Source organism: Cellulomonas sp. EB106-03-03-XG116 (assembly GCF_058792015.1).
Genome location: NZ_JBYTEP010000031.1, coordinates 1 through 13463 on the forward strand (window position 1 = coordinate 1; position 13463 = coordinate 13463).

A 13463-nucleotide genomic window follows, 5' to 3' on the forward strand; every position below is an offset into this window, starting at 1 on the left:
CGCCGGTCCCGGCTCCCGGGGCGCCGCCCGCCGCGCCCGCGCGCAGCGCCACGACCGAGCCCGCCGCCAGCGCCGCCAGCGCGAGCTCCGTGGCCAGCCGCCGGCCCCGGGCGTCGGCCCCGCGGCCGGCCCGGTCGCCGGCCCGCCGCCGCCGGCCGGGGTCCGCCGCACCGTGCGCGACGCGCAGCGCCGCGACGGGCGGCGCGAGCGCGGCGAGCCCCGCGAGGGCGAGCACGGCCCCGACGGGCACCGCCCCGGGCACGACGGCACCGGCCAGGACCACGCCGGCCAGCGCACCCACCCCGGTGACGACGACCGCCTCGACCCCGAGCTCGACGGCCAGCGCGGGCAGCGCCGCACCCCGGGCGCGCCGGGTGGCGAGCTCGCCGGCCCGGCGCCCGGCGAGCAGCCCCGCGGTGAGGACGACGAGCAGCGCACCCACGCCCACCCCGCCCACGACGAGCGACGTCGCGGCGGCCCGCGCGGCCGCGAGGTCCGCGGCCGCCGCCCGGAGCACGCCCACCGCGCTCGAGTGCAGGGACCCGCCGGACGCACCCCAGCCGATCGTGCCGGGCGAGGCCTGCAGCGCCGGCAGCTCGGCGAGCACCCGGTCGGCGGCCGCGACGCCCACCCGCGCGGGCTCGAGGGCGACCCGGACGGTGCGCTGCACCTCCCGCGGGCCCACCGCCGCCACCGCCGCGGCCAGCGACTCGTCCGAGAGCAGCGCGGCCGCGTCGGTGGTCGTGGCGGGGCCCGTCGTCGACACGCGCGGGTCGAGGAGGTCGGGCGCGTCGTGCCACGTCGCGGCGCCCGGGTCCGCGGGACGGAACACCCCCGACACCACCGCCTCGACCGGCCCGCCGTCGGACGCCGTCAGGTGCAGCGGGTCGCCGGTCGTCGCGCCGACCGCGCGCGCCACCGCCTCGGAGAGCCCGACCTGCACCGGCTCCGGCGGGACGGGCGCGCCCCCGTCCCCGGCGCCGCCGTCGGCCCCCGGCGCCGGGAACGGGGGCGGGACCACCGGCTCCGCCCCGGACACCCACGTCACCGCGCCCTCCGCCGGGGTCCACACCAGCCGGAGGGTCGCCTCCCCGGTGGGCGCGGCGCGGTCGTCCGGGTCCACCGCGAGCTGCAGCGGCGCCGTCGCCGTCGAGACCACGGGGAGGCGCAGCACGTCGCCGAGCCGCGGGGCCAGCCCGGCGGCGATCTGGTCCGCCGCCTGCCGCGCGAGCCCGGCCGAGCCGTCGTACCCCTGCCCGGTCTCGGTGAACGCCGTCGGCGTCGTCACCACCAGGTCCGCGTCCGCACCGGCCCGGGCGACCGCGGTCCGCACCGCCGCGTCCGACACCCGCGCGACGGCCCGGGGCACCGCCACCGCCAGCGCCACCACGAGGGCGACCAGCACCGCCACCAGCGCCAGCGGGCCCGCCTGCGCAGCGGCGCGCCGCGGGAGCGTGCCGAGGTCGAGCCCCGCCCGGCGCCGCCCGGCGCGGGTGCGGTGCCGGCCGGTCACCCGGCGTCCCCGAGCCGCAGGTGCGCGGCGGACGCGCGCCGGACCAGGCCCGTCACGACCGGCAGCACCACCGCCGCAGACCCCGCGAGCAGCACCGTCGCGATCCCGCCCGCGACGGGCCAGGACCAGACCGCCAGCGCCCCGGGCACGGGCCTGCCCCCGGTCGCCGAGATCGTCAGCGCCGGCGCGAGCGCCCGGACCGCGACCGCCCCCACGGCGGTGCCCGCGGCCACGGCGAGGACGTCCACCACCACGTGCTGCACGAGCAGCGTGCCGGCCACCGCCCGCGGGGCCGCGCCGACGGCGAGCAGCCGCGCCACCTCCGGGCCGCGGTCCTCGGCCGTCTCGGCGGCGTGCAGGGCGGTGCCGACGAGGGCGAGCGCGACGGCGGCGACGACGAGCAGCCCGAGCGCCGCGAGGACCCCGACCCGCAGCGGCCCGCCCCGGAGGTCCTCGGCGACCTCGGCCCGCGACGTCACGCCCGCGCCCGCGTCCCGCAGCGCCGCCACGTCACCGCCCGCGGGCAGCCACCACGCGTCCACCAGCGACGCCGTCTCGGCCTCCCCGACCGCGACCCGGGACAGCATCCGCAGGTCCGCGAGCACCGCGGGCCCGTCGACCGCGCCCGGGAGGTACGGGGCGACGGCGGCGACGGTCGCGGGCAGCGCGGTCCCGCCGACCGCGACCTGGAGCGCGTCGCCGGGCGCCAGCCCCGCGTCGGCCGCGAGGTCCTGGGTCACCACCACCGGCAGCTCCGCCACCGGGGAGAACGCCGTCAGCACGAGCACGGTCGGCAGGTACGACGCGCGCGACACGTCGACCTCGGCCGCGCCGCGCAGCAGCCCCGGCGCCACGGTCACCGCCGGGTCCGCGAGCGACTGGTTCCGGAGCGTGGCGCCGGTCGGACGCGCGGACCACCCGTCCGGACCGGCCGCCGGCTCGTCGGTGCCCGGCGGCCGGTCCCACCCCACCGCGACGTCCACGTCCGCCAGCCCGCCGACGCCCTCGTCCAGCACGGCGTCGGTCGCCACCTGCAGCGCGACCGCGAGCACCCGAGCACCCCCGTCGGGCGCCGAGAAGCCGCCCGGCGTCGTCAGCCGCACCGTGCGCTCCGCGCCGTCGAGCGGCACCCGCTCCCCCACGGCCCGCACCCGCACCCCGTGCCCGTCGTCGAGCACGAGCGTCGGCGTCACCGCCATCGGGTAGGTGCTGCCGGTCGTCCCCGAGACCCGGACCGCCAGGTCCCCGCCGCCGGCGGCGAACGGCAGGGCCGCCGCGAGCTCGTCGTCCGGCGGGGCGAGCCCCGCCGTGAGCCCGGCCCACGACGTGCCGTCGGGCAGCCGCCCGGCCAGCGCCGCGGCCCCGGTGTCGACGGCGAGCAGCCGGGGCTCCGCGTCCTCGGGCCCGGACACCGCGAGCGTCCCGAACCCGGTCACCCGGTCGGTCACCGGCAGCGCCGCGCCGTCGGCCGCCGACCGGACCAGGGCGCCCTGCGCGGTCGGCGAGCCCGGCACGTCGGCCGCGACCACCGCCGCGGGCACCAGCGCCTCCGCCTGCTCGGCCTGGGACCGGGACCAGGTCGCCGCCCACCCCGCGCCGGACGTCGCGCCCGCGGCGGCGAGCACCAGGAGCAGCAGCGCGACGGCGGCCCGGGGCCGGCGGGCCACGTCGAGGGCCGCGAGGGGCAGCACGAACCCTCGCGACCGCCGCGCGGCGCGCTCCGCCGGCCGCGCCAGGGGGGGCACGACCCGCAGTACGACCACCGACGCCGCCACCAGCACCAGGACGGGCGCCAGGACCCGGACCGCGTCGGTGGCACCGCCGGCGCGGAGCCGGACCGCGGCGAGCACCGCGACGGCCACCAGCAGCAGGTCCCCGCCGGACCGGGCCAGCCGCGACGCGGCGCCCCCGCGGCGCCGCGCGCCCGGGGGCCGCGTCGCCGGGGCGACGAGCGCCACCAGGAGGCCGGCCGCGCCGGCGGCGACGGTCGCCACGAGCGACGCCGGCACGCCGTCCGCGGCCCCGACGCCCGAGCGCGCGACCAGCGGCACCGCCGTCAGCGCGCGGTACGCCGCCAGCCCGAGCGGGACGGACAGCGCCGCCGCGACCGCCACGACCGCCGCCGCCTCGGCGAGCGCCAGGCCGAGCAGCTGGCGCCGGGCCGCCCCGCGGTCGAGCAGCAGGGCGCGCTCCGGGGCGCGGCGCGCCGCCAGCAGCCGGCCGGCGAGCAGCAGCGCGGCCGCCGCCAGGGCGACGCCGACCAGCCCGGCGGTCAGCGCCGCGGCCCCCGCCACGGCGTGCTGGGTCGCCACCGCGCGGACCGTCGCCGGGAAGGCGGTGCGGACCACCGCGCGGTCGACGCGCTCGCCGAGCGCGTCCGCGACCGCGGGACGCAACCGGGCGACGTCCCGGCCCGCCGCCTGCAGGGCCGCGACCGCGACGCCGGCGGTCCCCGGCCGCAGCGTCACGGTCACGACCCCGACGCCGGTCCCGGCCGCGGGCAGCGAGCCGGGGGCGACCGCGAGGGGCCCGTACGCCGGCGACAGCTTCCGGCCCGAGGTGCCCGGCCGGGGGTGCTCCGGGTCGACCCCGGCGCCCCCGAGCAGGTCGCGCTGCCACACCGGCGTCCCGGGGTCGCCCCGGCCGAGCGGCTGGAACACCCCCACCACCCGGACGGTCGTGCGCGGCGCCGCCGCGGGCGCGTCCGGCGAGGGGGTCAGGTCGACGGTGTCGCCCGGCGTGAGACCCAGCGCGGCGGCGGTGGCCTCGGGCACCGCGACGTCGACCGCAGCGCCCCCGCCCGCAGCCGCCGCGGCCTCCCGCGCCTCCCCGGCGGGCGCGGGCCAGGAGCCCGCCACCAGGCGGGCGGCGTCGGCGAGGTCCGCGGCGTCGGTCAGGTACGCGTAGCCCGGGCCCGCCGAGCCGTCGCCGGGCAGCGCCAGCAGGGGCGACTCGGTCCAGGTGGTCGGGGTCGCGGGCAGCGGCGCGAGCGCGTCGGCGACGAGGGCCGCCACCTCGGGCTCCAGCGCGGCGGCCTCGGCGGCGTCCGCCCCGACGGGCGGGACGAGCCGGACGACCACCTGGGTCCCGCTGGTCCCCGCGGCGGCGAGCGCGGCGTCCAGCGCGTCCCGGCGGCCGGCGGTGAGGAGCAGCCCGCAGGCGGCGAGGACCGTCAGCGCGACCAGCGCCGTCGCGGTCACGGCCGCGAGCAGCGGCGCCTGCGCCCGGGCGCGGTGCAGCGCCAGCGCGGGCACCTCCCGGGCCCAGGCCGCGGTCATGCGGGCAGCACGCGCCCGTCGACCAGACGGACCGCCCGGTCCGCCAGGCCGATCATCACCGGGTCGTGGGTCGAGACGACCGCCGCCGTGCCCTCCGCCTCGACGACCGCCCGGATGAGCGCCATCACCGCCAGGCCGGTCTCGGTGTCGAGCTGGCCGGTGGGCTCGTCGGCGATCAGCAGCCGGGGCGAGCCCGCGAGGGCGCGGGCGATCGCGACGCGCTGCTGCTGGCCGCCGGACAGCTCGTCCGGCCGCAGCCCGGCGTGCCCGTCCAGCCCCACGAGCCGGAGCAGCAGGGCCACCCGGCGCTCGCGGTCGGCGACCGGCAGCGCGCGCAGCCGCAGCGGCACGGCGACGTTCTCCGCCGCGCTGAGCACCGGGACCAGCCCGAACGTCTGGAACACGAACGCCACCACGTCCCGGCGCATCCGGACCTGACCTGCGGCGTCGAGCGTGGTCACGTCGGTGCCGTCGACGTGCACCGTCCCGGCGTCCGGCCGGTCCAGCCCGCCGACGACGTTGAGCAGGGTCGTCTTGCCCGAGCCCGACCGGCCGACCAGGGCGACGAGCTCGCCGGGCGCCACGTCCAGGTCGACGCCCCGCAGCGCGTGCACGGCCGCGCGACCCGAGCCGTAGGTGCGGTGCACGCCGCGGACGCGGACCAGCGGCGCCGTGCCGGGGGCGGCGGGACCCGGGCTGCCGGACCGCAGCACCGCCTCGTCCGCCCCGGCCCCGGCGGCCGCGGTCGACCCGCCCGTCACGCGGCACCGTGCCGACGACGCCGGGCCGGCCCGTCGGGGCCGCCGTGGCCGCCGGGCCCACCGGGGGCCGCGGAGCCGTCCGGCCGCACCGCGACGTGGTCCGCCTCGAGCTGGAGCCGGACGCGCCGGGTGAGGTCGAGCGCCTCCCGGTACTCCCGCGGGACCTGCACCCGGCCGGCCCGGTCCATGACCGCGTACTCCTCGGCGACGACGGCCGCGGCGCCGTCCTCGCCGACGTGCGCGCGCCGCAGCACCTCGCTGCTGGTCCGTCCGTCCCGGATCGCCACCGTGCGCTCCACCTGGCCGCTCACCGCCGGGTCGTGCGTGACGACCACGACGGTCGTGCCCGCGTCCCGCTGGGCGGCGCGCAGCGCGTCGAACACCTGCTGCCCGGTCGCGGTGTCGAGCTCGCCCGTCGGCTCGTCGGCGAGCAGGAGCCGGGGCCGGTTGGCCAGCGCGACCGCGATCGCCACCCGCTGCTGCTCGCCCCCGGACAGCTCGGCGGGGCGGCGGCCGCCGGCGTCGGCGAGCCCGACCAGCTCCAGCAGCTCGCCCACGCGCGCGACCCGCTCCCCGCGCGACGCCCCCGCGAGGGTGAGGGGGAGCGCCACGTTCTGCCGCGCGGTGAGGTACGGCACGAGGTTGCGCGCGGTCTGCTGCCGGACGGTCCCGACGACGGTGCGGCGGTAGGTCACGCGGTCCCGGGCGCTCAGCGCCCCGAGGTCCCACCGTCCCACGCGGACCCGCCCGGCGCTCGGCGCGTCGGCGGCGGACAGGATGCGCAGCAGGGTGGACTTGCCGGACCCCGACGCCCCGACGACGGCGACCATCTCCCCCGCGTGCACCAGCAGGTCGAGGCCCTGGAGGGCCTGCACCTCGACGCCGCCGGACCGGAAGATCCGGACAACGGCGTCGCAGGCGACGAGGGCCTCGCTCCCGAACTCCCCGGGCGCGCCGAGCCGCTCGCCGAGCTCCTCCACGATGCTGCGCTGCACGGTGCCCCTCCTCGGACGACGGCGGGACTGTACCCCGTGCGTCGCCGCACGTCACCGGCGCGCCGGGGTCGTCACCCGCGCGCGCCGGCGCCGGGGATGCGGCCGACGGCGCGACGCCGCCCCGGGCGCGGTGCACCCGGGGCGGCGTCGGCGGCGTGCGTCAGCCCTGCTGCGGCGCCTGCCGCACCTCCTGGGCCGAGTCCTGGGCCTGGTCCCTCAGGTCGCTCGCGGCCTGCGTCCCCTGCTCCTTGACGGACCCGACCGCCTCGGCGGCGCGCTCCTTCACCTGGTCGACGGCCTGCTGCGCCGGCTCGCGCAGCTCGTCGACGACCTGGCTCGCCGCCTCCTTGACCTGCGGGGCCAGCTGCTGCGCCTGGTCCTTGAGCGCCTGCGCCGCCTGCTGCTCCTTCTGCGAGGACGGGAGCAGCGACGCCGCGAGCCAGCCCACGCCGAACGCGATCAGGCCCGCGGCCAGCGGGTTGCCCTGCGCCTGGCGCGCCACCGTCGACGGCGCGCCCTGCACGCCCTCGGCCAGCCCGTGCGCCGCCGACCTCGCCGAGCCGGCGGCCGAGTGCGCCGACCCCGACGCGCTGCCCGTCGCCCCGCTCACCGTGTCGCGGGCGTCGTGCACCGTGCCCATGACCCGGTCGCGGACCGAGCCGACCGTGCTGCGGACCTTGTCGGCCTGGCGGTGCGCCACCTGGCGCGGGTCCAGGGCGTCGCCCACCGCGTCGACGTTCGCGCTCAGGTCCGCGCGGGTCGCCTCGATGCGGGCGCGGATCTCGTCCGGGTTCTCACTCATGGTTCGCCTCCTCGTCACCCTTGAGGGCGTTCGGGATCTTCTTCATCGTCTCCGCCGTGCGCGGCGCACCCGTGACGCGCTGCAGCTCCGAGCGACCGCGCAGCGCGAGCACGGCCGCGATCACGCCCCAGATGACCGCCAGGACCAGCGCCGACCAGGCGTGGCCGAGCGGGTGGGCCAGCGCCCACCACAGCGCGATGGAGCCGAACAGCAGCACGAAGTGCCCCGCGACGCCGGCGCCGGCGAGCATCCCGCTGCCCCGGCCGGCGCGCTTCGCCGACTGCGTCAGCTCGGCCTTCGCCAGCTCGACCTCCTGGCGCACCAGCGCCGACAGGTCCTGCGTGACGTTGCCGATCAGGTCGCCGAGCGACGGACGCTCGCCGCCCGACCCGGCCGGTGCCGTCCCCGCCGGCGCCGACCCGGGGGCGTCGCCCAGGGGAGGGACGCCGCCCGCCGTGCCACCCGTGCCCGCACCGCCGGGACCCGCGCCGGGGGCCGCGGCGACGGTCGGGTCCCCCGGCCCGGTCACGGCTGGTCCTCGCGGCGCACGCCGGCCAGCGGGTCGCCGCCCGCGGTGCCCGGGTCGTCCGTCGTCGGGAGGTGGCCGGGCGTCGGGGCGACCGGGGCGTCGCCGCCCGCCGCCGCCCACGCCTGCTCCTCGGAGGCGAACCCGGCGTCGTCGGCCGGGCCCGGCTCGCGGTGCTGGCCGCCGTCGAACTCGGCGTCGACGTCGGTCACCTCGGCCGTGCCGCCCGCGACCACGCCGGGTCCGCCCGCGGCGGCGAGCGCCGGGGTGAGGTCCTCGGTGGTGGCGGCCGGCGAGCCGCCGGCGGAGCCCGCGGTCGGCGTGGACAGGCCGGTGGTGGCGCCCGGCAGCGACGAGCCGGTGGACCCGGTGGAGCCGGTCGACCCCGTCGACGGCGGCGCGTCCTTCAGGCCCCGCGTCAGCCGCCCGGCCAGCACGCCGGCGCCGGCCGCGATCGCCAGGAACACGCCGGGCCGCCGCCGCGCGAAGTCGGTGACCTCGCCCAGCACGTCGCCCGGCTCGCGGTTCTCGAGCCACGTCGCCACGGAGCCGGTGCGGCCCGCGACCTGGCGGACGAGGTCCGCCGCGAGCCCGCCCTGCTCCGAGCCGTCGGCCATCCGGCCCAGCTCGTCGCCCAGCGAGCGGAGGCTGGACGCCGCCCGCGCCTGCTGGTCGGACGCCTGGCTCGTCAGGCCCGCGCGCGCCTCGCCCAGCAGGTCCCGGGCCTGGCCCGTCGCCTCCTGGACGACGTCCGCCGCCTGGTCCTTCGCCTCGTGCAGCACACCCTGGCCGCTGTCGGCCGCCGCGTGCGCCAGTCCGGACGCCTGCTCCTTCGCGGTGCCCACCGCTGCGGCGGCGCCGCTGTCGTTCGTGCTCATCGCGTCCTCCTCACTCGCTCTTGAAGGTGTCCTTGAGCTTCCCGGCGACCTTCTCGGCCGTGTTCGGGAGCGGGGTGGTGCCGTACAGCCGCGGGTCGGGCTGCGTGGGCGGCGGCATCGGCACGCCGGCCGGGGGCTCGGCGACGTAGCTGAACTCGCCGAGGCCGTCCGGGGTCGGGCCGGAGGCCCAGGAGCCCTTGTCCGCGTCCGTGCCGTTCGAGAAGTTGATGTACTGGTAGGACACCTCGCGGTGCTCCTGGTCGATCGGGAAGTTGCTCGGGGTCGGGATGCCCTCGAAGCCCTCCTCCTGCAGCTCGCGCGCGGCGGCGATCCACTGGTTCTGGTGCATCGTGTCGCGCGCCAGCAGGAACGCGAGCATGTCCCGGACGCCGCTGTCGTCGGTCATGTGGTAGAGCCGGGCCACCTGCACGCGGCCCTGCATCTCGGCGTTCGCGTTCGCCTGGAAGTCGGCCAGCAGGTTGCCGCTCGCGGTGATGTAGCCGGCGCTCCACGGGTTGCCGTTGCTGTCGACCGGCCGGGCGCCCGCACCGGCGACGATCGCGTGCTGGACGTCCGTGCCGCCGACGATCGCGGCGATGGTCGGGTCCTTCTGGACGGCGTCCTCGGTGATCCCGACCGGCGCCTTCTCGAGCAGCTGCGCGATCATCGTCGCCAGCATCTCGACGTGGCCGAACTCCTCGGCGCCGATGCCGTACAGCAGGTCGCGGTACTTGCCGGGCAGGTGCGTGTTCCAGGACTGGAACCCGTACTGCATCGCGACCGTGATCTCGCCGTACTGCCCGCCCAGGACCTCCTGGAGCTTGCGGGCGTAGACGGCGTCCGGCTTGTCGGGTGTGGCCTTGAACTGCAGCTCTTGACGGTGGAAGAACATCGCGACCTCCGCGCCCCGGGCTCGGGGCAGTCGTCTGCGGGAGGCTCGGTCGCGGGAGGTGCCGGTGGCGGCGCCCGCCCGGACCGGGCGGTGCGCCGGCGCCCTGCTGCACCGACACGGGGCGGTCCCGGTAGCGGACCGCCTGGACCCGACGCTAGGTCCGTCCGTGTGAACGCGCCTCTCGGGGGCGCGGTTGCGCGCCGTGCCCCGCCGTGCGAGGTCGCCGCCGGTCAGGCGGTGGGCCGCGCCTCGTGCCCCGGGCGCCCGTGGGTGCGGTTCCGCTCCTTCAGCTGCGACTCGTAGACGTGCTTCCGGCCGCCCACCAGGCGCTCACGGGTGCGCCGCTCGGCGTCGGCGAACGTGCGGTAGTAGCCGTCGTCGAAGTCCTCGACGACCTGGAACGTCCAGCGCCCCTCGAGCACGTTGCGGCCGACGACCTCGGCCCGGAGCTCGTCGGCGACGTCGGGGTGGCCCGCCTCGGCGAGCCGGTCGAGCGCGTCGGCGAGCTCGGCGTCGGCGCGGCCGATCAGGCGGTGGAAGGCGTACAGCATCCCGCGGGCGTGCTCGACGACCTCGAACGCCGCGGTCACGCCGCCGACGGCCTCGACCACGGCGTCGGGGGGCAGGTGCGCGGCGTCGGGCCGCTCGGCGGACCCGCCGGCGGGGTGGTCGGCGGGGTGGTCGAAGGTCGGGGGCCGGGTCGCGTCGTCGGTCACCCGGCCATCGTGCGGCGCCCGGCGCGCGCCCACCACCGCGAGCGGGTGGTCGACCCCTCGGGCGAGCGGTTGCCGGGCGCTCCGGGCCGCGGGCGCGGGTCAGGCGGCCGGCGAGGCGATCTGGATCAGGTTGCCGCAGGTGTCGTCCAGCACCGCCACGACGACCGGGCCGGCGTCGGTGGGCGGCTGGACGAACCGCACGCCCAGCCCCTCGAGGCGCGCGTGCTCGGCGCGCACGTCGGCCACGCCGAAGCTCGTCCACGGGATCCCGTCCGCGACGAGCGCGGCACGGAACGGCCCGACGGCCGGGTGCTCCGCCGGCTCGAGGAGGAGCTCGACGCCGTCCGGGGCCCCCGCCGACACGACGGTGAGCCAGCGGTGCGCGCCGACCGGGACGTCGGTCTTCGGGCGGAAGCCCAGGACGTCGGTGTAGAACGCGAGCGCCCTGGCCTGGTCGTCGACGAACACGGAGGCGGTGGTGATGATCACGGGGACTCCTCGGTGGGTGCGGGTGGGGCTGCGGGTGCGGCTGCGGGTGCGGACATCACGTCGAGCCAGCCGGCCACGCCGGCGAGCGGCCCCGGGTCGAGCCGGTGCACGGTCGTGCGCCCCGCGCGGGTGGTCCGGACCAGGCCGGCGTCCGCCAGCACGCCCAGGTGCTTGGAGACCGCCTGCCGGGTGACCCCGACGTCGTGGACGGAGATCAGCCGGGTGCAGAGCTCGAACAGGGTCTGGCCGTCGCGCCGCCGCAGCTCCTCGAGGAGCAGCCGCCGCGTCGGGTCGGCCAGCGCCCGGAACACCTCGTCCACGCGACCACGATAGGCAACCAGAGGGTTGCCTATCAAGCCCCCCGGGCCGACCACCGGCGGGGGCTCAGTCGGTGGCGCGCCGCACCACGCCCCCGGCCAGGCCCGCCGCGAGCCCCGTCACCGGGTCCCGGGGAGCCTCGTCGACCCGCTGCACCGCGGCGCGCAGGACCGGGTCCCCGGTGACGCCTCCGGGCTCGAACGCGCGGGGCGGTCCACGGCCGGCGGGCCTCCCGTGCCGTACCGTGTCACCCATGTGCACGACGCAGAGCTGGTGGCCCGCCTCCTAGGCGGACCCTCGACGCGTCGACGACCGCCCCTGAGCCGGGTGGTCGTGTCCGCGGACGCGGCGGGACCACCCGGTCCCCGACCGAACGGCACCCGCGATGACCTCCCTGCTCCGCTCCCTGCTCGACGACGACGCCACCGGCTTCGCGGTGCTGCACCGCCGCGGCACGGACTGGCTCGACGTCCTCGTCGGCGACGTCCTCGACGTCGACCGGCTGGCCGACGTGCCGCTGGACGGCGGCACCGTGCTCGCGCTCGTGCCGTTCCGCCAGGTGCGCGAGCGGGGCTTCGCCGCGCACGACGACGGCGCCCCGCTGCGCTGCCTGCTGGTCCGCGAGCGCGAGCGGGTGCCGCTCGCGGAGGCCCTGCCGCTGCTCCCGGACGCCGTCCCCGTCGAGCCGGAGGGCTTCGACGTCGACGACGCCGCGTACGCGGACCGGGTGCGCACCGTGGTCGAGGACGAGATCGGCCGGGGCGAGGGCGCGAACTTCGTGCTGCGCCGGGACTTCGTGGCCCGGACCGGGGCCGCCCCCGGGCCCGCGGTGCTGGGCTGGCTGCGCGCGCTGCTGGAGCGCGAGCAGGGCGCGTACTGGACGTTCGCGGTCCGCACGCCCGGGCTCGCCGCCGCCGGCGCGACCCCGGAGCGGCACGTGTCCGTCGCGGGCGGCGTCGCCCGGATGAACCCGATCAGCGGCACGTTCCGGCACGGCGCGCAGCCGCCCACCGGCGCGGAGCTGCTGGAGTTCCTCGCCGACACCAAGGAGAGCGAGGAGCTGTTCATGGTGGTGGACGAGGAGATGAAGATGATGAGCGCCGTCTGCCCGGACGGCGGCCGGATCCTCGGTCCGTACCTCGCGCAGATGTCCCGGCTCACGCACACCGAGTACGTGCTGGAGGGGCGGACGGACCTCGACGTGCGCGAGGTCCTGCGGCTGACCATGTTCGCCCCGACCGTGACCGGCTCGCCGATGGGCAACGCCTGCGCCGTCATCGCGCGCCACGAGACGACGCCCCGCGGCTACTACTCCGGCGTGCTGGCCCTGCTCGAGCCGGACGGCACGACCCGGCCGGGTGGCGCGCCGGGGTACGCGGTCGACGCCCCGATCCTGATCCGGACCGCGTACCTCGACGACGCCGGCCGGGTCACCGTGCCCGTGGGCGCCACCCTCGTGCGGCACTCCTCCCCCGACGGCGAGGTCGCCGAGACGCACGCGAAGGCGGCCGGGGTGCTGACGGCGATCGGCGCCCTCGCCCCCGTGCGCGCGGCGGCGCCCGCCCCGGTGCTCGCGGACGAGCCCGGTGTCGCGGCGGCCCTGGCGTCCCGCAACGACCGGCTCGCCGCGTTCTGGCTGCGGCCCCAGGCGGTGGCGCCGGACCCGGCGCTCGCGGGCCGCACCGCCCTGGTGGTCGACGCCGAGGACCAGTTCACGACGATGCTCGCCCACCAGCTCCGGCACCTCGGGCTCGACGCCCGGGTGGTGCCGTGGCAGGACGTGCCCGACGACCCGGGCACCGACCTGCTCGTCCTCGGTCCCGGCCCGGGCGACGCGCGGCACCGGCACGAGCCGCGGGTGGCGCGGCTGCACGAGCTGCTCGCCCGGCGGCTCGCCTCCGGCGACCCCCTGCTCGCGGTCTGCCTCAGCCACCAGGTGCTCGCCCTCCAGGCCGGGCTCCTCGTGGCGCCGCTGCCCGCGCCGCGCCAGGGGGTGCGGCTCGCGGTCGACGTGTTCGGCGAGCGCGCCGCGATCGGGTTCTACAACACGTTCGCCGCGCACCGCCCCGCCGGGGCGACCCGGACCCCGCTGCTCGGCCTGGAGGTGGCGGCCGACGAGGCCGGGGTGGTGCACGCGCTGCGCGGGCCCGGGGTCGCGTCGGTGCAGGGGCACCTGGAGAGCGTGCTGTCGTCCGACGGGCTGGCGACGCTGCGCCGGCTCGTCGGGCACGCGCTGGCGACCGGCCCGGCGCCGCGGTGACGGCGGACCCGCCGCTCGCCCGCTAGCGTGACCTG

General features: G+C 79.3%; 12 protein-coding genes and 1 pseudogene. 1 reads left to right on the forward strand and 12 read right to left on the reverse strand.

The window, feature by feature from the left end; translation table 11 throughout:
- The 12 genes and pseudogenes from AC3WUG_RS12355 to AC3WUG_RS12410 form a co-directional block, all read right to left on the reverse strand.
- Window positions 1-1513 (reverse strand): annotated as a pseudogene (locus tag AC3WUG_RS12355) (hypothetical protein); the annotation flags it as partial.
- A complete protein-coding gene (locus AC3WUG_RS12360; RefSeq protein ID WP_492327925.1) occupies window positions 1510-4791 on the reverse strand; it encodes a hypothetical protein in 3282 nt (1093 codons plus the stop codon). The gene AC3WUG_RS12360 and the pseudogene AC3WUG_RS12355, both read right to left, overlap by 4 nt.
- Window positions 4788-5504: an ABC transporter ATP-binding protein gene (locus tag AC3WUG_RS12365; RefSeq protein ID WP_492327963.1), complete on the reverse strand. Its 717-nt coding sequence runs from the start codon at window positions 5502-5504 to the stop codon at window positions 4788-4790. The genes AC3WUG_RS12360 and AC3WUG_RS12365 overlap by 4 nt, the downstream gene beginning before the upstream one ends.
- A gap of 44 nt (window positions 5505-5548) precedes the next feature.
- Window positions 5549-6547: an ABC transporter ATP-binding protein gene (locus AC3WUG_RS12370; RefSeq protein WP_492327926.1), complete on the reverse strand. Its 999-nt coding sequence runs from the start codon at window positions 6545-6547 to the stop codon at window positions 5549-5551.
- A 160-nt stretch (window positions 6548-6707) separates the two neighbouring features.
- Window positions 6708-7349, reverse strand: a complete 642-nt coding sequence (locus tag AC3WUG_RS12375) for a DUF3618 domain-containing protein (protein ID WP_492327927.1) — start codon at window positions 7347-7349, stop codon at window positions 6708-6710.
- The gene (locus tag AC3WUG_RS12380; RefSeq protein WP_492327964.1) at window positions 7342-7785 is read right to left on the reverse strand and encodes a phage holin family protein; all 444 of its coding nucleotides are present in this window, start codon (window positions 7783-7785) and stop codon (window positions 7342-7344) included. The genes AC3WUG_RS12375 and AC3WUG_RS12380 overlap by 8 nt, the downstream gene beginning before the upstream one ends.
- 89 nt (window positions 7786-7874) lie before the next feature.
- Window positions 7875-8753 (reverse strand): hypothetical protein, encoded by an 879-nt coding sequence (locus tag AC3WUG_RS12385; protein ID WP_492327928.1) that lies wholly within the window; start codon window positions 8751-8753, stop codon window positions 7875-7877.
- Between the two features lie 10 nt (window positions 8754-8763).
- On the reverse strand, window positions 8764-9645 hold the full coding sequence (locus tag AC3WUG_RS12390) for a manganese catalase (RefSeq protein WP_492327929.1): 882 nt from the start codon (window positions 9643-9645) through the stop codon (window positions 8764-8766).
- A gap of 230 nt (window positions 9646-9875) precedes the next feature.
- The gene (locus tag AC3WUG_RS12395) at window positions 9876-10271 is read right to left on the reverse strand and encodes a hypothetical protein (protein WP_492327965.1); all 396 of its coding nucleotides are present in this window, start codon (window positions 10269-10271) and stop codon (window positions 9876-9878) included.
- A 189-nt stretch (window positions 10272-10460) separates the two neighbouring features.
- Window positions 10461-10850, reverse strand: a complete 390-nt coding sequence (locus AC3WUG_RS12400) for a VOC family protein (protein ID WP_492327930.1) — start codon at window positions 10848-10850, stop codon at window positions 10461-10463.
- Window positions 10847-11170, reverse strand: coding sequence for an ArsR/SmtB family transcription factor (locus AC3WUG_RS12405; protein WP_492327931.1), 324 nt, complete (start codon window positions 11168-11170; stop codon window positions 10847-10849). Before AC3WUG_RS12405 ends, AC3WUG_RS12400 begins: the two co-directional genes overlap by 4 nt.
- Window positions 11171-11234: 64 nt before the next feature.
- The gene (locus AC3WUG_RS12410) at window positions 11235-11423 is read right to left on the reverse strand and encodes a hypothetical protein (protein WP_492327932.1); all 189 of its coding nucleotides are present in this window, start codon (window positions 11421-11423) and stop codon (window positions 11235-11237) included.
- A gap of 130 nt (window positions 11424-11553) precedes the next feature.
- Between AC3WUG_RS12410 and AC3WUG_RS12415 the strand changes: the two genes are divergently transcribed.
- The gene (locus AC3WUG_RS12415; RefSeq protein WP_492327933.1) at window positions 11554-13428 is read left to right on the forward strand and encodes an anthranilate synthase family protein; all 1875 of its coding nucleotides are present in this window, start codon (window positions 11554-11556) and stop codon (window positions 13426-13428) included.
- Window positions 13429-13463: the final 35 nt, after the last annotated feature.

Bases quoted from the DNA above. Each gene is read 5' to 3' on its own strand.
- AC3WUG_RS12390 (WP_492327929.1), bottom strand. From the start codon at position 9,645: ATGTTCTTCCACCGTCAAGAGCTGCAGTTCAAGGCCACACCCGACAAG.
- AC3WUG_RS12410 (WP_492327932.1), bottom strand. From the start codon at position 11,423: ATGGGTGACACGGTACGGCACGGGAGGCCCGCCGGCCGTGGACCGCCC.
- AC3WUG_RS12360 (WP_492327925.1), bottom strand. From the start codon at position 4,791: ATGACCGCGGCCTGGGCCCGGGAGGTGCCCGCGCTGGCGCTGCACCGC.
- AC3WUG_RS12385 (WP_492327928.1), bottom strand. From the start codon at position 8,753: ATGAGCACGAACGACAGCGGCGCCGCCGCAGCGGTGGGCACCGCGAAG.
- AC3WUG_RS12415 (WP_492327933.1), top strand. From the start codon at position 11,554: ATGACCTCCCTGCTCCGCTCCCTGCTCGACGACGACGCCACCGGCTTC.
- AC3WUG_RS12375 (WP_492327927.1), bottom strand. From the start codon at position 7,349: ATGAGTGAGAACCCGGACGAGATCCGCGCCCGCATCGAGGCGACCCGC.